This is a genomic window from Pseudomonas sp. PA15(2017) (assembly GCF_001945395.1).
Lineage (GTDB): Bacteria > Pseudomonadota > Gammaproteobacteria > Pseudomonadales > Pseudomonadaceae > Aquipseudomonas.
In genome coordinates, this window is record NZ_MSXV01000044.1 from 23,720 (window position 1) to 46,635 (window position 22,916).

At 57.3% G+C, this 22,916-nt stretch carries 18 protein-coding genes; 11 read left to right on the plus strand and 7 right to left on the minus strand.

Features of this window, described 5'->3' with window-relative positions; all coding sequences use genetic code 11:
• Nucleotides 1-754: 754 nt before the first annotated feature.
• Nucleotides 755-1,300: a YbhB/YbcL family Raf kinase inhibitor-like protein gene (locus BVH03_RS13915; RefSeq protein ID WP_075961720.1), complete on the minus strand. Its 546-nt coding sequence runs from the start codon at nt 1,298-1,300 to the stop codon at nt 755-757.
• 2,022 nt (nt 1,301-3,322) lie between these two features.
• Between BVH03_RS13915 and BVH03_RS13920 the strand changes: the two genes are divergently transcribed.
• The 6 genes from BVH03_RS13920 (at nt 3,323) to BVH03_RS13945 (ending at nt 12,893) form a co-directional block, all read left to right on the plus strand.
• Nucleotides 3,323-4,204, plus strand: a complete 882-nt coding sequence (locus BVH03_RS13920; protein WP_075961721.1) for a LysR family transcriptional regulator — start codon at nt 3,323-3,325, stop codon at nt 4,202-4,204.
• Between the two features lie 87 nt (nt 4,205-4,291).
• Nucleotides 4,292-5,014 (plus strand): SDR family oxidoreductase, encoded by a 723-nt coding sequence (locus BVH03_RS13925; RefSeq protein ID WP_075961722.1) that lies wholly within the window; start codon nt 4,292-4,294, stop codon nt 5,012-5,014.
• A 402-nt stretch (nt 5,015-5,416) separates the two neighbouring features.
• Complete coding sequence (locus BVH03_RS13930; RefSeq protein WP_075961723.1) at nt 5,417-5,842, plus strand: hypothetical protein; 426 nt, start codon at nt 5,417-5,419, stop codon at nt 5,840-5,842.
• A gap of 630 nt (nt 5,843-6,472) precedes the next feature.
• Nucleotides 6,473-8,866 carry a membrane-bound PQQ-dependent dehydrogenase, glucose/quinate/shikimate family gene (locus BVH03_RS13935; RefSeq protein ID WP_075961724.1) on the plus strand — a complete coding sequence of 798 codons (2,394 nt, stop codon included), beginning with the start codon at nt 6,473-6,475 and terminating at the stop codon, nt 8,864-8,866.
• 581 nt (nt 8,867-9,447) lie between these two features.
• Entirely contained in the window at nt 9,448-11,796 is a 2,349-nt protein-coding gene (locus BVH03_RS13940; RefSeq protein ID WP_075961725.1) for an FdhF/YdeP family oxidoreductase, read from the plus strand.
• Nucleotides 11,797-11,987: 191 nt separating this feature from the next.
• A complete protein-coding gene (locus tag BVH03_RS13945; protein ID WP_075961726.1) occupies nt 11,988-12,893 on the plus strand; it encodes an SDR family oxidoreductase in 906 nt (301 codons plus the stop codon).
• A gap of 228 nt (nt 12,894-13,121) precedes the next feature.
• Here BVH03_RS13945 and BVH03_RS13950 read toward each other — a convergent pair whose 3' ends face one another.
• Nucleotides 13,122-13,340, minus strand: coding sequence for a hypothetical protein (locus tag BVH03_RS13950; RefSeq protein WP_075961727.1), 219 nt, complete (start codon nt 13,338-13,340; stop codon nt 13,122-13,124).
• A 217-nt stretch (nt 13,341-13,557) separates the two neighbouring features.
• On the opposite strand from BVH03_RS13950, the gene BVH03_RS13955 reads away from it, so the two are divergent.
• Nucleotides 13,558-13,995: a hypothetical protein gene (locus tag BVH03_RS13955; protein ID WP_075961728.1), complete on the plus strand. Its 438-nt coding sequence runs from the start codon at nt 13,558-13,560 to the stop codon at nt 13,993-13,995.
• 3 nt (nt 13,996-13,998) lie between these two features.
• Here the strand turns inward: BVH03_RS13955 and BVH03_RS13960 are convergent, their stop codons facing one another.
• Entirely contained in the window at nt 13,999-14,265 is a 267-nt protein-coding gene (locus tag BVH03_RS13960; protein WP_075961729.1) for a DUF1652 domain-containing protein, read from the minus strand.
• An 80-nt stretch (nt 14,266-14,345) separates the two neighbouring features.
• Nucleotides 14,346-14,570: a PLD nuclease N-terminal domain-containing protein gene (locus tag BVH03_RS13965; protein ID WP_075961730.1), complete on the minus strand. Its 225-nt coding sequence runs from the start codon at nt 14,568-14,570 to the stop codon at nt 14,346-14,348.
• A gap of 408 nt (nt 14,571-14,978) precedes the next feature.
• Between BVH03_RS13965 and BVH03_RS13970 the strand changes: the two genes are divergently transcribed.
• Nucleotides 14,979-15,320 (plus strand): hypothetical protein, encoded by a 342-nt coding sequence (locus BVH03_RS13970; RefSeq protein WP_075961731.1) that lies wholly within the window; start codon nt 14,979-14,981, stop codon nt 15,318-15,320.
• 80 nt (nt 15,321-15,400) lie between these two features.
• Here the strand turns inward: BVH03_RS13970 and BVH03_RS13975 are convergent, their stop codons facing one another.
• From BVH03_RS13975 to BVH03_RS13985, 3 genes are all read right to left on the minus strand, one after another.
• Nucleotides 15,401-17,200 carry a methyl-accepting chemotaxis protein gene (locus BVH03_RS13975; RefSeq protein WP_075961732.1) on the minus strand — a complete coding sequence of 600 codons (1,800 nt, stop codon included), beginning with the start codon at nt 17,198-17,200 and terminating at the stop codon, nt 15,401-15,403.
• Between the two features lie 252 nt (nt 17,201-17,452).
• Entirely contained in the window at nt 17,453-18,613 is a 1,161-nt protein-coding gene (locus tag BVH03_RS13980; protein WP_075961733.1) for a mandelate racemase/muconate lactonizing enzyme family protein, read from the minus strand.
• Between the two features lie 303 nt (nt 18,614-18,916).
• Nucleotides 18,917-19,954 carry a LacI family DNA-binding transcriptional regulator gene (locus tag BVH03_RS13985; protein WP_075961734.1) on the minus strand — a complete coding sequence of 346 codons (1,038 nt, stop codon included), beginning with the start codon at nt 19,952-19,954 and terminating at the stop codon, nt 18,917-18,919.
• A 266-nt stretch (nt 19,955-20,220) separates the two neighbouring features.
• On the opposite strand from BVH03_RS13985, the gene BVH03_RS13990 reads away from it, so the two are divergent.
• The 3 genes from BVH03_RS13990 to BVH03_RS14000 all read left to right on the plus strand — a co-directional run bounded on the left by BVH03_RS13990 (nt 20,221) and on the right by BVH03_RS14000 (nt 22,850).
• Entirely contained in the window at nt 20,221-21,387 is a 1,167-nt protein-coding gene (locus tag BVH03_RS13990) for a zinc-dependent alcohol dehydrogenase (RefSeq protein ID WP_075935067.1), read from the plus strand.
• Between the two features lie 334 nt (nt 21,388-21,721).
• Nucleotides 21,722-22,075, plus strand: coding sequence for a DUF3509 domain-containing protein (locus tag BVH03_RS13995; RefSeq protein WP_075961735.1), 354 nt, complete (start codon nt 21,722-21,724; stop codon nt 22,073-22,075).
• Nucleotides 22,076-22,340: 265 nt separating this feature from the next.
• Nucleotides 22,341-22,850, plus strand: a complete 510-nt coding sequence (locus BVH03_RS14000) for a ferritin-like domain-containing protein (RefSeq protein WP_075961736.1) — start codon at nt 22,341-22,343, stop codon at nt 22,848-22,850.
• Nucleotides 22,851-22,916: the final 66 nt, after the last annotated feature.

Below are 22,916 nucleotides of genomic sequence, written 5' to 3' on the forward strand. Positions count from 1 at the left end.
TACGCAGCAAATACCGCGGGTGCGCGGCTAAAAATAGCACCGGAGAAATCAGGGATTTGTGGTACGCCTACTCCTGTGATATGGGAGATCCCACGAATGCTTACCTCAGCGGCTGCGCCCACGGCAAAACCTGCGACCGCACCGCCTGCAAACCCAATGCCTCCACCTAGAAGCCCGCCACCAGCAGCGCCCACTGTCGCACTGACGGCTCCAACCATCGGTGTCCCAAGTGCTGTACCGAGCATGCCGGCTGCTACGCCGCCAATAGCGGCACCAGCTCCGGTACCCACTATGGCGCCACCCACTGCGCCAGCAGCAGTTGTTGTAGCGGTCAGGCCTGCCCCGGAAACAAGCTCAATTTAAATCAGATTTAGCTCTTGCATGAGATAACATCCTAAAGTGTATAAATGAAGGCATAGGCTAATTGAGTACTACAAACATCCATGTTCGCTGTTAGTTGCTTCCCTTGCTTTTTGATGTTATATCGTCAAATGGTCGCTGTGTATTACAAGTTCGTGAAGCTTGAATAGATGTTGAAAAATACCGTCGAGCCATGTTCTGAATAGGCATGCCCCATGCCGAATATGGGATAAAGTAGTCCAGCCCGGAAAAGAAACAGAATCCTACTGCTTCGATCTGCAGCAGTCCAGAGGTCAACCGCTCATTACAAAAGAGGCTGACTCTGAAAATGGCACCCCACCTTTAATTGCCGATGACTAAAACGCACTTTTCCCGACACAGCTTCGAATACATTTCAATCGTTGCCGAAGCGTCCTACAAGACTTGAGGCCGCCAGCGCATGCTCTTCTAGTTTTGTTAAGAGTTCGCGGTGAGTCAAACCAGCGGGCAGGGCATCTACCTGCAAGTCAGTCGCAATCACGGTGAAGATGTAGTGATGTTCACCGGTTCCGTAAGGTGGGCAGGGGCCGAAGTAACCCTTGGTCGCTGGTGTTGTCACTCCGCTCGTGTAGTCAATATCCGTTGTCAGCTCGCCTTGAGCAAAGCCTGTACGTTCAACTGGTATATTGTAAATGACTAAATGATCAACACCGAGGCCATTCTTACCCGTTGGATCTACCATGGTCAGCGCAAAGCTTTTGGTATTTGATGGTGGATTTTTCCACTGGAGTGTGGGGGAGATATTTTCTCCGGTGCAATTGGGGTTGGAAGAGGCATTGCCAGCAAACCGCTGCTGAAGCCGCTCATTGTCCTGAAAGTCGGCTGAGCTAAGAGCGAAGGTTTCCGCTTTGGCGACTGTTGATAGGAAGAAAAGTACTGTGGCTGATGCTAGTAGTCTCATCGATATGCCCTGTAGATATTATGCGAGGGAAACCTTTCGCAGAGTGGCTGTTAGAAATGATATTTTCTGCTACCCGTGGCGTGAAAGTATGAGCCGAGAAGTTGGTCGTTAAAGTCATTGTCAGCTGTGCTGCTGTCATTGCAAGTATCTCGTCCGGCGGACACGTTGTCAGTTGCAAAGCACTGTGTTGGGTCATGTCCGATCACGGTAACAGCGCTTCACTGGTGACAATCTAAGTGTTGCAATAAAATACGTTGCTTGTTACTCGAAACTTTCGTGTGTTGTCCATGCTGCACTATCCAGGTTGCCATCTGGCATCAGAGTTTCCGGGAATTCGAACTTTGATCTATCCGGCTGCTGCGGCATTGTACGATGACGTGATGCGGCTGAGTCGTCTGAACAAAGATGCCTTGTATGTGAATATATAATTGATCAAATTAAAATCAAGTGTATTTTTTCGTAAAAAATTATTTCGTTTTCGATTGTCTAGATAGCTCTCCGAGCTGCCTTGGAGTTGAGTATGATAATAGCCGTGTGTTGAGAGTTTATTCCATTTTAAATAAGTAATTATTGCATTAATCAATTATTAATAATTATCTTTAGTGGTGGGCGAGGTTGGGCTGGTACAAATTCGCAAGGCGATCATTTGATCCAGCCCGAGGCGTCTTAGGCACTCGTACTGCATTTTCCGCATGACGCATGGGTCAGTAAGTGACGCCGCACGCTGAACCGTTTATCAACAAGGCCCGGTAGGACGTGCGATTCCGAGGGCTTAGTTATCGTCGACACTGGATCCAGCATCAGTGGCGCCTTGGTCAATCAGTACTCCTACCTCCGAACCCGCCGGCCCCCTCTCTAGCTGGCACGACGCTAACTCGATGTGCATCTTATCCTGCATGATTTGTTATGTTATAAGGTTTCAATTGGTGAGGTGTCTCCGCGTGTCTCGAGGGGAGTTGACCCTATATTTATTGTGGTTAAAAGCTTTTATGACGCCGCTATATCCGAATGCGAAATTTGCAACGCAATGCAAGTCATGCAGGCCATTGCTGTACGGGCGGTTCGGCATGTTTGCGCTGCAGCTAGCTATTATCTCGAAGATAGCAGGTAGTTAGTTTGATTCAGTATTTTCTACACTAGAAGTAGCTATATCTTGTGATCAGGCGGCATGCACGTTATCGAAACGCTACGAACAGTATCAGCGACGGTATGGGTATGAAGAATGATGATGTTGCCGCTGCCTGGATGAAAGTTACATCCGGATAGGTCAGTTTGTTAATGTACCATGCTATCGAGAGCGATGTTGATCCAGCCTGTCAGCTACCAAGGCCTGCGAGGAAGGTGCATCCCTGAGCGTATAGTGCCCCTCGCGAGGCTTAAATTTCGTTGCCTTTACATCGTCCTGTCGTATAGCTGTGAGGGTTTCATGAATGCTAGCTCGCAGGTGATAGGAGCGGCATGTAATTGAAAAATAGCGTGTCGAATGATGAATCACGATTCACAGCCTCTTAAGGCTTGGATAAATACCCGGAATATCGTGCAGGCTCATTGGCTATTCAAGTGAAATGTGGTTGGGGTTATATTTCGAAACAGTATTCTGGGTTGTACGTATATGGCTACAGTGCAAGTGTTATTTTGATTATTTTTTGTAATCATGAATATTATTATTTGTTATTTTCAGTTAATAACATCACTGTGTATTCTCGATAGTGAGAGCTGCCGGGTTTCGATAAGTTCGGCTCTTGGGCCTGCAGTGTGAATGCGCGCTTATCTATCGAGGATTAAAGATGAATTGATGGTTTTCGCAGGTAGGAGGATGTGACCGATGCAGGTCTGGATTCTCCAAAGCGCTTCGGGTGTGAGCAAGGCTGATTGATTAGAAGCGACAGTGCACTGATTTCAGTAGTAGTAAAGTTCTCTGGAAGTGAACTTTGCAGATTGGTGGGTGTGTTTGATTGTCGAATCAAATACAGGCGATGAAGCTCGTCGCGGAGAATTTTTTCTGTCGTAGTTAGGATTGCCATGCTGAGTTTGAACAAAATCAAGTTCTTTTGCGGTGTAGTTGAGAATGAAACCATTGCTGCAGCTGCAAAGATATTTCATACCGTTCCCTCAAACCTTTCATTGAGAATACAGGACCTGGAGCGGGACCTTGGAGTTGATCTTTTTTATAGAGAGAATAAGAAGCTTCTGCTTACGCCTCAGGGGCGACTCTTTTATAAAAAAGTAAAGCCGTTGCTTAGCGAGCTCTCTGAGCTAGAGAATAGTTACAAGGCTGGATCGGTTTTCTCACACCTGAGACTGGGCGTTCCTGACTTTGCATTGATGAGTATCATATCAAGTCAGGTCGAGTCGATAAGGCGCGATATAACGGGTATTAAAATAGAGATACAGTCGCAAGATTCTTACTGCCTAGAGCAGATGCTGATGTCAGGTGACCTGGACTTGATCCTGATGGAGGGGCCCGTTGTACACCCACTTCTAGATGCCAAGTTCTTTTGCGATCAGGATTTTTTTCTGATAACGCCCGAATGCTTTGCCGGGTCTGAGTTGCATGCGCTGAGCGAGCTGGACTACTACTCTTTTAATGGGAGTTGTTCGATTTCGGCGTTAACGTTAAGTTGGATGGAGAATAATGGTATTACGCCGTCCTATACGCTGCAAACCGACAATTATGCCACACGGGTGAACTCCGTCAGGGGCGGAGAAGGTTTCTCTTTTTTGCCCCGTAGCATAATAGAATCCAATATATACGACCTTTCTAAGATCCACGTTCGTGATTTGCATGGGCAAATCAGGCAAAGTTTGTATTTTGCCTGGAGGAAAAAGCTATTCAATATGGAAATTAGGGATGTCGTGGAATATTTCATGGTGAGGCAATATGAAGCAATCAGCGCTTTTTGAGTTATTGATTTGATAGCGTGTAACTTTCGTCGCTTTTAAAGTGATGTGTTGTTCCAATGTTCCTGTGTGTTTGGTGAGAAGTGCGGCGTGAATAAAGTTATAGTGGTCATCGGCGCCGGTAAAGGTGTTGGTTTGGAGATCGCCCGGAAGTTTGGGCAGAATGGCTTCAGAGTAGGGCTGGTTGGACGAAATGCCGATAAGTTGGCTGCTCTCCAGGAAGTGCTCCATCTGGAGGGCGTTGAAAGTGCTGTCAGTGTGGCTGACGCAAAGAATACTGGTGACTTGAGGAGGGCCATGGCAGAGTTTAGCTCGCACTTTGGTCGTATTGATGTTGTTTTATACAATCCTCCTGGTTCGTTACGCAGTGCTTATAAAAAAGCGCTAGAAATCGAGAGTGTCGAGCTTACTGAGTTTCTGCAGGTCAGGCTTATCGGCGCCTTGGAAGCAGCTAAGTTGAGCTACCCCTATCTTCTGGAAAGCTCTGGCTCCCTGATTTATACCAGCGGCCAGTCCGACAGATTTGCCTATCCTAATACTGCGATGCTTGGTGTGCCCCAGGCTGGATTGAAGCTTATGGCAGAGCACTTGTTCCACGAACTGCAGGAAAGTGGGATTTTTGTTGGCTACACCCCTCTGGACAATCCACCCATGTATGCCGATGAAGCTGAAGAGGCTCGCAGGGATGACGTTCCTGAGGGATTCTTCTTGAGTGAAAGAGTTACTGCGGTAGATGTCGCCGAAAAAGTGTTCGAACAGGTTGCTAACAAGGGGCCTCATGAAGTTCGTGTGCGATCCTCCATAAAACTCTGAATGCACTCGCTGTGATATCTAAATACAAGAATGCTGCGTATTAAATCGAGTCTCAAGTGTTCCGTAGTACCTGTTTGTTGAGGCTTTATCACCTAGGGTCTGTAAGAAATTTATCGAAGCGAAGGTCAGACGAGGCAAAAGTTGGTGAGGGAGCGGACTGGGTTCGCATTCGAGTTTACGAATTGTAAATGAGCATTCCGAACCGATTCTTAACGAGGCATCACTGAGCGCAGGTACTTGTCGTACAGAGCCTAGGCCGGGACGAACTCGCTGTTACCTTTTTAGTGGGCGGCCGCTTAAAGCATGATGTGCTGTTATTGGTATTTCGAATCCTTGAAATACCAATGGTGCTATCAGTTGATATGCATTATCCGATTTGCAATTTTTCTTAAGGAGTTGGACATGTTTAACCGTCTCACCGTTAGTGCTGTGCTTGCAGCCGCTGCGATTTTTGCTCCCCTGACCGCCTCTGCCCAAGCGGCCTCAGTGAATATGCTGCCAGAGCCTATCGCACTTCAAGATGGGAGTTTCTTGCTCACCATATTTCTCAGGCATGATCAATCTAAGCCTCTGGCGGAGATCAAGCGTGAGCTCAGTGAGCAGGATTACTTCAAGCGATTCCCTCCGCAGGGCATTGAGGTCGCTTCTTGGTACGTTATGATGGGAATAGGCCAAGTAGTGACATTGAAGGTTCCGGCAGAGCGTCTGCGTGAAGTGAATCTCGCTATTGAACAATCCGCTTGGGGCGCTTACCGAACCGAGTTTTATCCCACCTACGACTACACACTAGCAGCCCGGGCGGATTTGGAGGCGGCTGCAAAAAAATAATGGTTTGAAATTACCTGTCCTTTATCAGTGGGCATCGGTTGGATTTTTATGTCCAGGGCGGGGAAATTGACTTCCTGATCAAATCGAAATGGCCATGATTTCTGAGCGTGTGGTGGAAAATGATGATAAATAGAATTTATGGATCAGGCCTTTTCCTCTTATTGGTTTGTGCAGTTTAAGGTCCTAAAACAGTCAAGGCGCAGATGAGCCTGCCCTTCAGTATTTTTATCAACTAGCTGTTTAACAGGTTCGAAACCCAAGCATTAAGTTGTTGAGAGATACAGCCGAGATACGAGCGTTCTGATCAAGCTTGGCGTGCGCATGACGCCTGTTCAGTTCGCGCCTAACTCACTTAAGTTCATCGGCTGCTGCTTGATTAGAAGGGATGATCGCAAGGATGGTTTTTCGAACTGCATGGTCGCGACTGGAGTAGTTGCTCGAGCCACTCTCTTTATGCTGTCGATTTCTAAGAGATTATATCTGGTCAGGCTGCGTTTTTTTGGGGCAACCCTGAGACCGAAACGTCAGTTGTCAGAATATATGGAGTTATATCGATCGTGTTGAGTTCGTTTGAGCTGTCCTGTCGGCGCTGCCCCTGCATTTGAGCCGCTATTAATTGGAGAGTACTGGATGACTGTGGACTACGTACGACGCCCTGTTCGCATCACGTTAACAACACTGGCGATGCTGCCATTTGGCTTCTTAATGACGGTCGGTGGTTGCTACCTCATCGCATTGGGCGGCTCTTGGTATTATTTGGTAGCAGGGGCCGTTTTGCTACTGGTTGCAGGCCTGTTATTCGCCAGGCGCAGAGCGGCAATTGCGCTTTATGGTGCATTGCTTCTGGGCGTTATCGCTTGGAGCATCTACGAGGTGCGCTTTGACTGGTGGCAGCTCGCACCACGAATTTATTTATGGTGCATCCTGGGGCTTTGGCTGGTTTTGCCTTTTTTGAACCGCCATGTCGGCACTCGTCGTGTATGGCTCGATGGAGCAACAAGCCTGCTCGGGGGCGGTGTTATCGTCGGTGCGTTGGTGGCGATCTACTCGTTGACGCAGGACTACCATTCAATGGAGGGGGCTTTCAGCGACGCCCACATGGAAAGCCCGATTACGCAAGGTCAGGTAGCGCGCTCACAAAATGAGTGGCTGGCTTATGGCGGCTCGAAGAAGGGGGATCGCTACTCGAGCGCTGCGTTGATCACGCCGCAAAACGTGGGGCGATTGGAAAAGGTTTGGGAGTATCGTACGGGGGATCTCCCAGGGCCTGGTGACCCCACTGAGTTCACCAATCAGGTCACGCCGTTAAAGGTCGGTGACACGCTCTATATATGCACTCCTCATAGTATCGCCATTGCTCTGGACGCCGATACAGGGGAGGAGCGATGGCGCTATGACCCTAGCATCAACCGCGATGCTGAGTATTACCAGCATATGACCTGCCGAGGGCTTGCATACCATGGCGGCATCGAAACCAATGTTGCCCCTCGTCAGATTGATCAGCCCGCTGAACGCTGCGAGCGCCGTTTATTCCTCCCCACCAACGACGGCACTTTGGTCGCGCTCGATGCTGAAGATGGCCGCCCCTGTAGTGACTTTGGTAACGCTGGTACCGTAGACCTCAAGATAGGCCTCGGCAACGATGCGCTGGGTGTGTATCTGCCGACCTCACCTCCTGTCGTCACTGAAAAGTTGGTGATTCAGGGCGGGTCTATTACCGACAACGGCTCGGTTGATTCGCCAGGCGGCGTGATTCGCGCCTACGACGTTAAAACGGGTGAGCTGGTATGGAATTTCGACCCGGGTAATCCAGACGCGACCGAGCCGTTGGCATCTGGTGAAACTTACGTCCGCAGCACGCCCAACTCCTGGACCATTGCTACTGCCGACGAAACGCTGGGGTTGGTCTACATCCCCACTGGTAACCAGACTCCCGATCAGTGGTCGATTCCCCGTACGGAGTTGTCCGAGCGCTTCACCGCCAGCTTGGTTGCTCTGGATCTGGCGACTGGCAAAGTCCGCTGGGAGTTCAGAACCGTGCACCATGATCTTTGGGACCGAGATCTGCCGTCTCAGCCCTCGCTGGTTGATATAGATGGCCCGCTGGGTAAGGTGCCGGCGATCATTCAGGCTACCAAGCGTGGCGATATTTACGTACTTGACCGCCGCACTGGGGAGCCCATTGTGCCTGTCGAAGAAGTACCCGTTCCACAGGGCACCGACTACGGTGTTTCTCCAGCTGCCACTCAGCCAGTGTCGCAGCTCAGCTACGCGCCTGAGGGGCCACTGCTCGAACGAAATATGTGGGGCGCCACCCCATTGGATCAGATGATGTGTCGCATCCAATTTCGCAAGCTGCGTTACGAGGGGGATTTCACGCCGCCTTCCCAGCAGGGGTCGCTGATCTATCCTGGCAATGTCGGCGTATTCAATTGGCCGTCGGTGGCGGTGGATCCCAACCGGCAGTTACTGTTCGGAGCGCCGAACTACCTTGCGTTCGTTTCTCAGATGGTCAAACGCAGCGACGTAAGCTCGGAGGTGCGTGGTGGGGGCGGTGAAACCGGATTGCAGCCCAATCTCGGCGCGCCCTACATGGTGCGTTTGGAGCCTTTCCTGTCGGTGCTTGGGCTACCTTGCCAGCCGCCACCCTTCGGCTATGTGACCGCCGTCGACCTGCGTACCATGAAGAAGGTGTGGATGCACAAGAACGGCACCAGCCGCGACAGCGCCCCGCTGGGGCTACCACTTCCGGTTGGCACCCCGGCACTGGGCGGGCCCATCGTCACTGCGGGCGGCCTGGCCTTCATGAGTGGAACGTTGGACTATTATCTGCGTGCTTACGATCTGCAAACAGGTAAGGAACTGTGGAAAGACCGCCTGCCGGCTGGGGGGCAGGCAACGCCAATGACCTACGTGTCCAAGAAAACTGGTAGGCAGTATGTGGTGCAAATGGCCGGCGGGCACGGTTCTTTCGGTACCAAAGTCGGTGATTCAGTTATCGCCTGGTCGTTGTCGGAAGAATAGGTTCGAGTCGTTTGTATTGCCTCACTCGAGCCTGGCTGCGCAGCGCCGGTTATCCGCCTGAAAACTTATCTTTCGTGGCAGAACCTCAGGAAGGGCTGCTCACTCTTGGATCTCTTTTCAGGCGAAGGTGGTTACCGCGCTGAGCTGTTCGATGAGTGGATCAAGGCCTGCCTTCACCGTCGCGTTCAAGCGTCAGGCTGCCAGCCTGATGCTTGAACGGGGCTGCAGCTGAGCTGCAGCCGGCAAACTCCTTGGCCTAGGTAAGATCGCTTGAGCATTGACGCATCACGCCGCCTGCCCGGGTTCTCGTACCAGTTGATAGGCGATATCGGTACGAAGGTTTTCTACCGACGACTGTAGCGCAGAAGATATCAATCCTTTGCCCGGGAGTCACCGATTTCTACAGGAGCCCCTCGCGAACGTATTCGCTCCTGTATCCCTCCACGATCAACGTGCCATTTTGCGCAGCCCCGCCTGACACGCCTGCTCATCAATGATCCGCCAGACCGCAGGGCCATTAACCCGAACCTTTCGTGAGACGGCTTCGTCGTATCTGAACGAGCCACGCGCAGGAGAGGGACATGCTGACTGATCCGAAGACCCGTTATCGACCCTATACCGATGCGTCCGGGGGCTGGGGATCGGCCAAATCGGTGGCGGGCATCCTGTTGCGCGAACAGGCGGTGATGAAGATCGGCGCCGCGCTGCTCAAACAGAATAAGCCCGAAGGTTTTGCCTGCGTGAGCTGCGCCTGGGCCAAGCCCGATGACGCCCACCCGATGGAGTTCTGTGAGAACGGCGCCAAGGCCACGGCCTGGGAGCTGACGGCCAAGCGCAGCAGCCCGCAGTTCTTCACCGCACATAGCGTCAGCGAGTTACGCGGCTGGTCAGCCCACGCCCTGGAGCAGCACGGCCGGCTGACCCACCCGATGCGCTACAACCTGGGCACCGACCGCTATGAGGAAACCAGTTGGGAAGCCGCCTACCAGGAAATCGGCACAAGCCTGCGCGCGTTGCAGCCGGACGAGGTGGTGTTCTATGCCTCCGGTCGCGCCTCGCTGGAGGCCTCGTTCATGTACCAGTTGCTGGCCCGCGCCTATGGCACCAACAACCTGCCCGACAGCTCCAACATGTGCCACGAGAGCACCTCGGTGGGCCTGCAGGAGAGCATCGGCGTGCCGGTCGGCACCGTGACGCTGAACGATTTCGAGCACACCGACTGCCTGCTGTTCTTCGGCCAGAACGTCGGCAGCAACGCCCCGCGCATGCTTCACCAATTGCAGGAAGCGCGGCAGCGTGACGTGCCGATCATCACCTTCAATCCGCTCAAGGAGCGGGGCCTGCAGGAATTCGTCAACCCGCAGTCGCCAATCGAGATGCTCGGGCCTAATTCCACGCAGATCAGCACCCAGTATCACCAGCTCGCCATCGGTGGCGATACCGCGGCCATCGTCGGCGTCAGCAAGGCACTGCTCGATCTGCACGATGCCGCCCGGCAACGTGGCGAGCCCGGCGTGCTGGACATGGCCTTCATCGCCGAGCACACCAGCGGCGCGGACGATTTCATCGCCTATGTACGCGACCAGGAGTGGGCGCAGATCGAAGCCATCACCGGCCTCAAGCGCGCGGCCATGGAGGCGACGGCGCTGGTCTATGCGCAGTCGCAGCGGGTGATGATCGTCTATGGCATGGGCTTGACCCAGCATCGCCAGGGCGTGCAGAACGTGCAGATGCTGGTCAACCTGCTGTTGCTGCGCGGCAACATCGGCAAGCCTGGCGCTGGTATCTGTCCGGTGCGTGGGCATTCTAACGTGCAAGGCCAGCGCACCGTGGGTATCTCTGAGGACCCGGCCAAGGTGCCGGTCGACCTGATCGAGCAGCACTTCAAATTCAAGGTGCCCGAGCGCATGGGCCTGAACACCGTCGATGCCTGCACCGCCATGCTCGACGGCCGGGTGCGGGGCTTCGTCAGTCTGGGTGGCAACTTTCTGCGTGCGGTGCCGGACACCGGGCAGATCGAGCCGGCCTGGCAGCGCCTCGCGCTCAACGTGCAGGTGGCCACCAAGCTCAACCATTCGCACCTGCTGCCGGGTGAACAGGCCTGGCTGTTGCCTTGCCTGGGACGCATCGAGATCGACCTCCAAGACGGCATCGAACAGAGTCACAGCACCGAGGACAGCACCGGTTGCATCCACGGCTGGCGCGGCAAGAGCGAGCCAGCCAGCGAACACCTGCGTTCGGAGCCGGCGATCATCGCCGGGCTAGCGCGTGCCACGCTGCCGTCCCAGATCGCTATCGACTGGGATGCGTGGCGCCGCGACTACGGGCTGATTCGCCAGGCCATCGCGGCGGTGTATCCGGACATCTTCCATGACTTCGAACAGCGCATGTGGGAGCCCGGCGGCTTTCACCGGCCACTGAGCGCGGCGCAGCGTGAGTGGGCGACCGAAAGCGGCAAGGCGCAGTTCGTGGTACCACAGCAGCTCGTTGCCGATAATGATGTGAGCGCCGCCTATGGCCGGCGCGATGTGCTGCAGCTGATGACGATCCGCAGTAACGATCAGTTCAACACCACCATCTATGGCTACGATGACCGCTTTCGCGGTGTGCATGGCACCCGTTCGGTGATCTTCATGAACACCGACGATATCGTGCGCCTCGGCCTGGCTGGCGGCGATTGGGTAGACGTGACCACCGCCGTGGAGCCGGCGGTCGAGCGCCAGGTCGGACCGCTGCAGATTCTCGCCTACGATATTCCCCAGGGCTGCTGCGCGGCGTACTACCCCGAGTGCAATCCGTTGGTGCCGCTCTGGCATCACGCCGAACGCAGCAAGGTGCCCGCCGCCAAATCGATTCCCGTGACGCTTAGCCCGAGTACCGCAGTGGCGCCCGGCGATACACGACCGACGCTGATCGCCACGCAGCGCTGATCAGCACGCCGTTTTACTGTGTGGACAAGCGAAACGGTTGGGTTAGAGCGACTCATGCCCGCTGCTCGGAAGTGTGGAACTTCAAGCGGCGGACTTTCCTCCCTATTTGGAACGCAGGTGATTCTACCTGCAGCGATTGCGCTTCAGACGTGGCGGCAACCGTGCATTCACCCAGACGGCAGGAGAGTCCGATGACCCGCAACACTTCCAACCAATTCGCCATGCAGAACCCGCTGACCCAGTACCCGCAGCCGGAATTTCCGGCGCAGCATCAGCCCGAGCCGGGCCTGGATCTGGAGATGACCCCCGAGCCCGATCACGGCGAAGAAAGCTATATCGGTTTCGGCCGCCTGGCCGGGCGCAAGGCGCTGATCACCGGCGCCGACTCCGGCATTGGTCGCGCGGCGGCCATCGCCTACGCTCGTGAAGGCGCGGACATCGTACTCAACTACCTACCCGAGGAAGAGCCGGACGCCCAGGAAGTCATCAAACTGATCGAGGCCGAGGGCCGGCGTGCGGTGGCCATTCCCGGTGACCTCAAGGATGAGGCCTTCTGCGTGTCGCTGGTGCGCGATGCGGTCGGCGCCCTTGGCGGCCTGGACATCCTGGTCAATGTGGCCGGCAAGCAGATCACCCAGAAGCATATTTCCGAGATCACCACCGAGCAGTTCGACCACACCTTCAAGACCAACGTCTACGCCATGTTCTGGCTCTGCAAGGTGGCGGTGGCGCACATGCCGCCGGGTGCGGCGATCATCAACACGGCGTCGATCCAATCCTACGACCCATCCGCCACGTTGCTCGACTATGCGTCCACCAAGGCGGCCATCGTCGCGTTCACCAAGGCCCTGTCGAGCCAGGTGATCGGGCAGGGCATCCGTGTCAACGCGGTCGCACCGGGGCCGATCTGGACCGTGCTGCAACCCAGCGACGGCCAGCCCCAGGAGAAGATCCCCACCTTCGGCTCCCAGGTGCCGATGAAGCGCCCGGGCCAGCCGGCCGAATGCGCGCCGCTGTATGTGCTGCTGGCTTCCCAGGAATCGAGCTACATCACCGGTGAAACCTTTGGGGTGACCGGCGGCAATCCGCTGCCGTAAGGCCCGGGGCCCGCAGTACGCCCGCTGCGGGCCCGTTTCCATAATATCGTTGCCTGGGCCATTCGCCGCGGCCGCGTCTCCCACAGTTATCGCAAGCAGCTCACCGTCCGTGTAGGAGCGCCCCCCCCCCGGCGCGAAGGCGATAGCGGCCTTGCAGCAGGACCGGCGTCGTAACCACCATTCGCCGCAGGTCGCAGCTCTCAAAATGATTGCAGGCTACCCCGCGACTTATTCCTCCAGCTTGCGACGCGCTTCTTCAGAAGCCTGTCTGATCTTTTCCGCTTCCTGCTCCTTGGTCTTGATGGTGGTCGGGGTGATGGCCCGGTCCACGGCCTCGGTCTTTTCACCAGGACGCTGATTCTCCTTTTTCACCACGTCGACGTTGTCGCCTTCCACGTCCTTGGCGGGGCTGTTCGGCGGTGTTGGGTCGATTGGTTTCTGGCTCATGGGTGCTTCCTCCTCATTGGTAATCGAAGGGCTGGTCAGGCAGCCTCTGATAGTTACGAGGCCCCGATTACCCGTTGAGTTCGGACAATCGACGTCTGTATCCGGATGCTTCAAATATGCGGATTTCGCGGCCTCCGGGCGGCAGAAAACCTGAATCCCTTGGCGTCGGCCGAATCGAATTCAGAGACAGTCGACAATCACGCGATGGGAGAACGACATGGGCGAATTCAGGATTTATCTCGACGATGAACTGCAATGCGCGACCACCTCGCCGGCACTGGCCCAGGCTGCCTGGAACCGTGCCTCACGGGATGCGCGCGTGGCCGAAAAGGGCGGTTCGGTGCGCGCTTACGAAGGCGAAGTGACCGTGGCTGAAATGCACCCAGAGCCGCGAGTAGGCCACCCGTGGCCCGATGGCCGTGACCACCAGCCTGACCTGCGTGATGTGTGGGACAGCTTGATGCGCCTGCTCGAACAACAAGGGCTGGATGATCAGGCGATGAGCGACGCGCTGAACCGCTTCGGGCTCGCTACCAGAAGTGTGCGCGCGTCGGTGCAGGATGAGCTGGGTGGGCGTACTGTCCCTACGGCCGCCGAGTTGGTGGTGCTGCTCGATGCCATTTATCAGGATCGCCAGCGCGAGCCCCAGGCTTGAGCCTCAGGGCAGGCGCATCTTGTTAACGCAATGGCGTTTGAACAGCTCGGGCTTTTCACGGCGGATGCGTTCTTCGATCTGCTCGATGATGGCGAAAACCTCCGTTGGAGTGAGCGATGTCCTGCAGGGGATATCGCGCACTTCGAGGGAGGTCGTCGAATCCATTTCCGAAAGCCGCACGACCATGCTCGTCGGCGACTCCAATGACACGTGTACAACAAGTGGTTGGAAATAGTTATACAGCAATGTAGCGGCGTCTAGGAATTTCATCTTTGCCACAATTATTGCTCTCGGTTGTGCTCCTTTTATTAAGGCAATAGTGCAGGGTGGCTCGTTATTGTCAATCGAGATTACTTACTTTGCTCTGGCGAAGTGGGGGGCTTTGGCATGCCGCGCGGGCCTGCATAACCCCAGATAACCAAGCCGATTATCGGCAGCAATACAATAATGAGTGCCCACATCAGTCGCGTATTGAGGCTCTTGTCGCTGCGCCACAGATTCATGATGGTGACCAGATCAACGAAAGCGATGACGACGAATGCGCCGAGCCAGAAAAGCAGGGAAGGATCGCCCATGGCGGATCTCCTTTCGTTACGGCGAGGGCCCGTGAAGTCGGGCGTTCGCGGGGTTGGGACGGAGCGTCAGCAAGCGTCTTGCTGACATGTTTGCCATTGCTTGAACGAACGTTGCGGCATGTTACGAGGCAATAGCCCGTTCAATTACGAAATGCCGTTAGTTGATTAAGTTCGGTTAAAAAGATAGTCGGCCATGATGGCCTTTTGAAAGCTGCTTATTGGCAGCGACATGCATGATGCCCGTGCAATTAAACCGATTCATGCAAAGTGCAAGAGCGCGCTGCAAGCGTAAGCGGCTCGATGATCAATAAAACGGCAAATTCCTGGAGCGATAAAGTTGGCATACGTGATGCACCGGTCGGTGGGCACTTGTAAACAATTGCCTGCCAACACTAAAGGGTCATCCAAATGAATACTGCCGTTATCGAACAACTTTGCACTGCATTGCCCGATCACGATATTTCCATCAAACCACGCCCGGATGGCATGTACCTGCTGAGCATCAGCAAAGAGGGCGAGGCCGTGTTCCTCAAGGCCGTCGACAAGCTGGCCGTGGACAGCGAGGACGGCGCCCGTGCACTCGAGCGCGAGATTCTGCGTGACCGCAAGCTGGTCAGCGGCGAGGTGAACTGGAAAGGCGCCGGAGCTCAATGGGTATCGCGCAAATTGCCGACGTTCACCGGTGCGCCGGTCAATCCGACCGCAGCCAAGCTGATGTGGTCGCGGCGTAACCTGGACTCCCTGCATTGAGCGCACCACGCGCCCATGAAAAAGCCCCGATGATTCGGGGCTTTGTTTAGCTTGGCTGAAGGCCGATCAACTCGCGGACATCAGGATTTGCCCAGCAGGCGTGAGGCATCGAAGCCCATGCGCATGTTGCCCCAGTGGCGGCCTTCGAAGAAGAACGGCACGTCGATCTCGGTCATGATCTCGCCGGTATCGCGCAGGTAGGTCTGCAGCAAGAAACGCTGGGTGTTGCTCGCTGCGCGCAGGCCCACCGGGTCGGAGAACATGCGCTTGTTGCGGCATACCGGCAGGTCGACCGCGCGGTTGCCGGTTGGCGCTTTCGATACCCAGCTGTTGTTCACCGGGCAATAGCCTTTGGTGTCGACGATGAAGGTGACGATGCCGCCAGGCGTGCCCTTGGTCAGGCGGTCGATCTCTTCCTGGCAGATCTGCGCGAAGCGCTCGGTGTAGCCGGTCATGTACTGCTTGGGATCGGTATTGGCGATCAGCTTGTAGTTCTGGTCGAACAGGTTCACGCCTTCGCGCTGCAGGGTTGCCAGGCGAGCCTGCAGCGCATCACGGCACCCGGTGGCGCGGGTGATGGCGGCATCGAGTTCGCCCTGGCCGAGCACGAAGCGGCCGAGCAGTTCCTGCACCCGCTCGGCAACGGAAGAAAGGTCCCGGGTGGCAGTGGCCGAACGCTGCATGCGCTGGTCAATGGCCTGACTGTCGGCATGGATCTGGGTCACACGATCATTGATACCGGTATTGGCATCGGCCACCTGTTGGATGTGCTCGGCGATCTCCGCCAGCTTGCCATTGGTGGATTCGAAATCGCTGATCATGATCTCGAAGTGGCCGGTGGCGCGTTCGACCACCACCTGGGTTTCCCGAGCGCTCTGGCTGATACGCGCGGTCTGCTCGTGGGTGGTGCTGACTTCCTTGAGCATGGCGTCGATGTTCTGCGAGATGTCGCCGGTGGCCTGGCTGACGTTCTGCGCCAGGGTGCGCACCTCATCGGCAACCACCGCGAAACCACGGCCGCTTTCGCCAGCGCGGGCCGCCTCGATGGCCGCGTTGAGGGCCAGCAGGTTGGTCTGCGAGGAGATCTGCTGGATCAGGCCGACCACCGACTTGATGTTCGACGAGCGCTCGTTGAGCGCCGAGACCAGGGTGCTGAATTCGTTGAGGCTGTTGGAAATGGCGCTGATGTTACCGGTCACTTCCAGCAGTTCGGCGTAGGAGTCCTGGGCCATGCTCAGGTTGTGCGCGGTGGTGGTGGAGATGGCCTGGGTCTGCTGCGACACCTCTTCGATGCGGCCGACCGCGCTGTTGCTCTCGCTCATCACCTCGTTGGCGAAACGTGCCTGGTGGGTGGCGCTGTCGCTGGAGTCGCTGATGTTCTTCAGCGAGCGGGCCGATTCGACGGCGATCTGCACGGTCAGCGCCTGCACGTTGCTGATGATCTCGCGCTGCTTGGCCAGAAAGCGGTTGCAGGTGCTGGCCAGGGTGCGGATTTCATCGTGGGTGAGCAGGGGCAGGTCACGGGACAGGTCGCCCTCACCGCTGGCTATCTCTTCCAGGGCGCGGGTCATGTTGTCGACCGGGCGCACGATCAGGTGGCGGAAATACCAGACCATGAAGCTGACCATGCCCAGGGTGAACAGCGCGCTGAGCGCCAGGGCGGTGCCGAGGGTGTCGAGTTTGCCTTCCACCTGTTTGAGCAGGGCCGGGTCGATCTGCGCGCCATGCAGCAACTGGACGATGTCGGCGCGCAGGCTGAGGGCTACCCAGACCAGCAGGCCGCTGACCAGCACCAGCAGGAACAGGCTGGATAATTTCTTGGTCAAGGTATCGAAAAAGTGCATCTCGATGGAATCGTACAGCGACTTTAACGACTGCATGCCGCAGCTCCTGACAGAGAAAAGATCCTTGGGTTTCCATTACTTCGACCAGAGCCACGGAACCTTTAATACCGGGCGCTCTGTTCGCCGACGTTCCACGCGATTTACAGGATGTTCCACAGCGAGGGGCGCGAAGTGTAGTGCTTCGGCTGTTGCGGTTAAAGATGGTTACATAAAAAATTGGCGTCAATCGGTGCGTATAAAACGGCGCTACCGGCACAGAGCCGGTAGCGTGTTCACAGTGCGCAGCGTTTAGCCGCGCTTGCCGAATTCCACTTGTTGGGCGGTCCAGCCGGCCACCCGCTCACTGAGTGACAGGCCCAGGCCCGGTCGGTTCGGCACCAGCATGCGCCCGTCAAGGGTTTCCAGGCGTTCGTTGAACAGTGGCTCCAGCCATTCGAAATGTTCCACCCAGGGCTCGGTCGGGTAGGTGGCGGCCAGGTGCACGTGCAGTTCCATGGCGAAGTGTGGCGCGAGCATCAAGCCGGCCTGTTCGGCCATGGCGGCGATCTTCAGGAACGGGGTGATGCCGCCGACCCGCGGCGCATCGGGCATCAGGTAGTCGGCGCCGCGGGTTTTGATGAACTCGGCATGCTCGGCCACGCTGGTGAGCATTTCACCAGTGGCGATCGGCGTGTCGAACGCAGCGGCCAGGGCGGCGTGGCCTTCGGCGTCGTAGCAGTCCAGCGGCTCCTCGATCCACACCAGATTGACGTCCTCGAAACGTCGGCACATGCGCTGGGCGGTGGGGCGATCCCACTGCTGGTTGGCGTCGACCATCAGCGGGAAGTCGTCGCCCAGGTGTTTGCGAATGGTGGCGACGCGGTGCAGGTCGAGGGCCGAGTCGGGCTGGCCGACTTTCAGCTTGATGCCGCCGATGCCCTTTTCCCGAGACAGATCGGTATTGGTCATCAACTGCTCCAGGGGCGTGTGCAGAAAACCACCGGACGTGTTGTAGCAGCGCACCGAGTCGCGCTGGGCGCCAAGCAGGCGGGCCAGGGACAGGTTGGCGCGCTTGGCTTTCATGTCCCACAGGGCTACGTCGAAGGCGCCGATGGCCTGGGTCGACAGGCCGCTGCGGCCCACCGAGGCGCCGGCCCAGCAGAGCTTGGTCCACAGCTTCTGGATATCGCTGGGGTTCTCGCCGAGCAGCGCCGGGGCGATCTCCTGGGCATGGGCGAACTGGCCGGGGCCGCCGGCACGTTTCGAGTAACTGAAGCCCAGGCCGCGGTGGCCATCCTTGCTTTCGATTTCCACGAACAGCATGGCGATCTCGGTCATCGGCTTTTGCCGGCCGGTCAGTACCTTGGCATCACTGATCGGGTTGGCCAGGGGCAGAAAGACCGAGGCGATGCGCACCCAGGCGATCTGATCCTGGTCTGCGCAGCCATGGGGGAGGGTGTGTTCACTCACGCGGATTACCTCGCTTGACGTTGTTGTTGGGGCGGCCAGGTGGTTGAAATCACTGGCGTGAATCCGGACGTTAAGCTGATTAGGTAATCATTCAAGGGATTGAACAGGGCTTCAGGGCTGCTTCAAGGCAGGAGCGGCCATTGATGCTTCGCCTGTTGGAACGGGCGGGGGCGCTTAGTCCATGCCCATGATTTTTTTCGCGGGCATGGCCCGCTCCCACAGATAATCACCAGTCCATCCCACGAGAACGACAGGCCGCTAACGCCAACCGGCCAAACAGCAAAGTCGGGGATGGGTCAGCCCTCAGGCGCTCTGCCGCTCGACGATGCTGAAGCCCGTATCGATGCGCACCTTCACCGGTTCCTCATGGGGATGGTCGAGGCGTTGGAGCAGGGCGCGGGCGGCCTGCAGGCCGATTTCGGCGCCGTTGATGCGTACCGTGGACAGCGAAGGCTGCAGGTGCGCGGCGATGTTCAGGTCGCCGAAGCCCATCACCGCCAGATCATCCGGCACGCGGATGCCCCGTTCGGCCGCCTCGACCAGCACGCCGTGGGCCAGGGTATCGGAGCTGCACACCAGCACTTCCGGGCGCTCGCCGGCGGACAGCAGGCGTTGCAGGCCCTCGCGGCCGAGGTCGGCCGTTGCCGGTGGCGGCAGCACGACACGGGGCACTGCATCGATGCCCAGGCTGGCCAGTTCCTCGACCAGGCTGTCGCAGCGCCGCAGGCCACGCGGGTCATCCAGGGTCACCACGGCGAAACGCCGATAGCCTTTGCCGGTCAGGTAGCGGGCGATGGCCGCGCCGACCGCTTCGTGGGAAAAGCCCACCAGCATGTCCAGCGGCCGCGGCGCCAGGTCCCAGGACTCGACGATGGGGATGCCCGAGCGCGACAGGCGCATGCGGCTGGCCTCGGTGTGCAGGGTGCCGGTGAGCACGATGCCATCGGGGCGGCGGCGCAGGATGGTGTCGAGCAACTGCTCTTCGCGCTCGGCGCTGTAGTTGGTCAGGCCGATCAGGGTTTCGTGGCCGGCTTCGGTAAGGGTGTCGATCAGCGCCTGCACGGTGTCCGCAAAGATCGAGTTGGCTACCGTCGGCACCAGCAGGGAGATCAAGCGGCTGCGCTGCTCGGCAGCGTTGGTGAGCATGGCCGGTACGTAGCCCGTCTGCTGCACGGCGCGAAAGACCTTCTCGCGCAGCGCCGTGCGCACGATCTCCGGCTGGTTGAGGGTGCGCGACACGGTGATCGGCGATACCCCGGCCACCTTGGCGACGTCTGCCAGGGTCGGCGCCTTGCCCGCGGGCAGGTTCGCGCGCTTGCGGGGTGGTCGGTCATCACTCATGGGTGGCCTCGTGCGATGGATGCAGCGGGCGATAGTAGCAAGCTGGGCGTTGGCGGCGCGCAACGGCGTGCAGGCCCGACCTTTCCAGCGCCTTCGCTGCAGTGCCCGGCAAGCGCGATACCGGATTCTTCAAAATGCCGCAAAGCCCCGCCCCACAAGCGTAAGCGGCGGTTGCAGGCCACTCATCCTGGCGGCTGAACTAAAGGATTCGGCGCTTCCTCGGACTCTAGAACAGGCCCCCAAAAAACCTCGTTCCGGAGAGCAGCATGCGCGCATTGACCTACCACGGCAGCCACGACGTTCGCGTCGACAACGTACCCGATCCCGTCATCCAGGAAGCGGACGACATCATCTTGCGGGTGACCGCCACCGCGATCTGTGGCTCGGACCTGCACCTGTACCGCGGCAAGATTCCCCAGGTGAAGCATGGCGACGTGTTCGGCCACGAGTTCATGGGCATCGTCGAGGAGGTCGGCAGCGCCGTGACGGCGGTCAGCAAGGGCGACCGGGTGATCGTGCCGTTCGTGATCGCCTGCGGCAGCTGCTTCTTCTGCGACATGAACCTGCACGCCGCCTGTGAAACGACCAATGACGGTCGCGGCGCCATCCTCAACAAGAAGCAGATTCCTTCCGGTGCCGCGCTGTTCGGCTACAGCCACCTGTATGGCGGCATGCCCGGCGGTCAGGCGGAACTGGTGCGGGTGCCGAAGGCCAACGCCGGTCCGTTCAAGATTCCCGATGAGCTCGATGACGAGCGTGTACTGTTTCTCACCGACATCCTGCCGACCGGCTACCAGGCGGTGATCAACGGCGGCGTGAAGGAGGGCAGCAGCGTGGCCATCTACGGTGCCGGCCCGGTGGGGCTGATGGCCGCCGCCTGCGCGCGGATGCTGGGTGCCAGGCAGATCTTCATGGTCGACAACCAGCCGTACCGCCTCGAATACGCACGGGCCACCTATGGCGTGGTGCCGATCAACTTCGACAAGGTCGATGACCCGGCCGAAGCGATCATCGAGCAGACCGAAGGTTACCGCGGGGTGGATGCGGCCATCGATGCGGTCGGCTTCGAGGCCAAGGGCAGTGCCACGGAAACCCTGCTCACCCAACTCAAGCTCGAGGGCAGCAGTGGCAAGGCACTGCGCCAGTGCATCGCCGCGGTCCGGCGCGGCGGTACGGTGAGCGTGCCCGGGGTATATGCGGGCTTCATCCATGGCTTCCTGTTCGGTGACGCCTTCGACAAGGGCCTGACCTTCAAGATGGGCCAGACCCACGTGCACGGCCTGCTGCCGGATCTGCTGGAGCGCATCCAGAACGGCGCGCTGCAGCCGGAGGTCATCATCAGCCACCGCATGAACCTGTCCGATGCCGCCGAAGGCTATCGCCTGTTCGACAAGCAGGAAGACGATTGCCGCAAGGTCATCCTGCGGCCTTGACCGGTAGTGAGATGGACCGCCTGCGGGCGGTCTCTGCCACTCGGCAACAGTTTCTGCTGCCTGTATAAGGGAGCACTTCGTTAATTTCGTAAGCTTTGTAAATTAACTGGAGCTAGCTGGTTGTGTATGGCGGCAAATCGATTTCGCATAGTTGTATTTTGATGGCATGCAAAATGCAGTGGGCCTGAACTTGCATCTTGCACTTTGCACTAGTGGTTCAGGTGAAAGTCCGGGAAAGTGCCCTGTTTACAAGTGTTCGCTGACATTTTCGTATTGGCATGCGCTGTGCAATAGCGAGTGACGTTAAATCGTCATTCACCAAGGGAGTTTTCCGATGACTGCTGTTGCCATTGAAGTGCTTGCGTCTGCGTTGCCTGATCACGAAATCACTTTGACGCCGCGCCCGGATGGAAAATTTCTACTGACAGTCGCCAAGGGTGGGACTACCCAACTTTGCCGTGCCATAGATCGCCGTACCGTGGTCGACCACAACGAACTGCGTGCCCTGGCGCACGAGCTTGAGCGCGACCAGAAACTGGTCAGTGGCGAGATTTCGTGGAAGGGCGCTGGCGCCCGCTGGGTGCGCCGCCAGCTGCCTACCTTCACGGGTGCTCCAGTGAGCCCGACCGCCGCCAAACTGATGTGGTCGCGCCGCAACCTGGATCGTCGCCAGCGCCCAACCGCCTGAGCGATGCCCATGCCGAGCCCCGCACCTTGCGGGGCTTTTTATTTGCAGAATCAAATGGACAGTCCTCAGTTTTCCATACGGATAATTATATGTAGGGCTCAGCTGTACAGATTATCTGAGAGTTGTACGGCTTTTTATATTGCGCGAATGATCAGGCTTTCTTAATTATTGATTCGTACAATAACCACTCGTCCTTAATTGCGAACGTATTGCTCGCGGGCTCGTTCCCAATAATGAATCTTCGAATAGCCAGGAGCGAACGATCATGGCGACCAAGGCCGAAAACCTGTTGAGCTGGCTACGTGATGCCCATGCGATGGAGCAGCAGGCTGAACAGATGTTGAAGGCGCAGGCCGAGCGGCTCGAGCATTATCCAAAGCTCAAGACCCGTATCGAACAACACATCGAGGAAACCCAGGGTCAGCGCGAATCGCTGGAAGGTTGCCTGGAGCGTCTCGGTGAGAAGCCGTCAATGCTCAAGGACATCGCCGGCAAGCTGACTGCCTTCGGCCAGGCGGCCGGCGGCTCGGTAATGAGCGATGAAGTGATCAAAGGGGCAATGAGCGGCTACGTGTTCGAAAATCTCGAAATCGCTTCCTACACCGTGCTGATCGCTGCGGCCAAGGCAGCGGGAGATCGGGAGACCCAGCGGGTCTGCGAAATCATCCTGCCCCAGGAAGAGGCGATGGCCGAGTGGATCAGGGATCACCTGCCGGAACTTACCGACGCCTTCCTGACCCGCTCGGAAGCGCCGGATACCCACGCCAAGCGTTAATGCGTGACGGCGCCTGCAGCCTGCTGCAAGTGCCGTTCTCGACCCTGATCACCGCCGTACGAGTAA

Bases quoted from the DNA above. Each gene is read 5' to 3' on its own strand.
- BVH03_RS13930 (WP_075961723.1), top strand. From the start codon at position 5,417: ATGTTTAACCGTCTCACCGTTAGTGCTGTGCTTGCAGCCGCTGCGATT.
- BVH03_RS13965 (WP_075961730.1), bottom strand. From the start codon at position 14,570: ATGGGCGATCCTTCCCTGCTTTTCTGGCTCGGCGCATTCGTCGTCATC.
- BVH03_RS13960 (WP_075961729.1), bottom strand. From the start codon at position 14,265: ATGAAATTCCTAGACGCCGCTACATTGCTGTATAACTATTTCCAACCA.
- BVH03_RS13950 (WP_075961727.1), bottom strand. From the start codon at position 13,340: ATGAGCCAGAAACCAATCGACCCAACACCGCCGAACAGCCCCGCCAAG.
- BVH03_RS13990 (WP_075935067.1), top strand. From the start codon at position 20,221: ATGCGCGCATTGACCTACCACGGCAGCCACGACGTTCGCGTCGACAAC.
- BVH03_RS13940 (WP_075961725.1), top strand. From the start codon at position 9,448: ATGCTGACTGATCCGAAGACCCGTTATCGACCCTATACCGATGCGTCC.
- BVH03_RS13945 (WP_075961726.1), top strand. From the start codon at position 11,988: ATGACCCGCAACACTTCCAACCAATTCGCCATGCAGAACCCGCTGACC.
- BVH03_RS13955 (WP_075961728.1), top strand. From the start codon at position 13,558: ATGGGCGAATTCAGGATTTATCTCGACGATGAACTGCAATGCGCGACC.
- BVH03_RS13915 (WP_075961720.1), bottom strand. From the start codon at position 1,300: ATGAGACTACTAGCATCAGCCACAGTACTTTTCTTCCTATCAACAGTC.
- BVH03_RS13975 (WP_075961732.1), bottom strand. From the start codon at position 17,200: ATGCAGTCGTTAAAGTCGCTGTACGATTCCATCGAGATGCACTTTTTC.
- BVH03_RS13995 (WP_075961735.1), top strand. From the start codon at position 21,722: ATGACTGCTGTTGCCATTGAAGTGCTTGCGTCTGCGTTGCCTGATCAC.
- BVH03_RS13920 (WP_075961721.1), top strand. From the start codon at position 3,323: ATGCTGAGTTTGAACAAAATCAAGTTCTTTTGCGGTGTAGTTGAGAAT.
- BVH03_RS13970 (WP_075961731.1), top strand. From the start codon at position 14,979: ATGAATACTGCCGTTATCGAACAACTTTGCACTGCATTGCCCGATCAC.
- BVH03_RS13935 (WP_075961724.1), top strand. From the start codon at position 6,473: ATGACTGTGGACTACGTACGACGCCCTGTTCGCATCACGTTAACAACA.
- BVH03_RS13985 (WP_075961734.1), bottom strand. From the start codon at position 19,954: ATGAGTGATGACCGACCACCCCGCAAGCGCGCGAACCTGCCCGCGGGC.
- BVH03_RS14000 (WP_075961736.1), top strand. From the start codon at position 22,341: ATGGCGACCAAGGCCGAAAACCTGTTGAGCTGGCTACGTGATGCCCAT.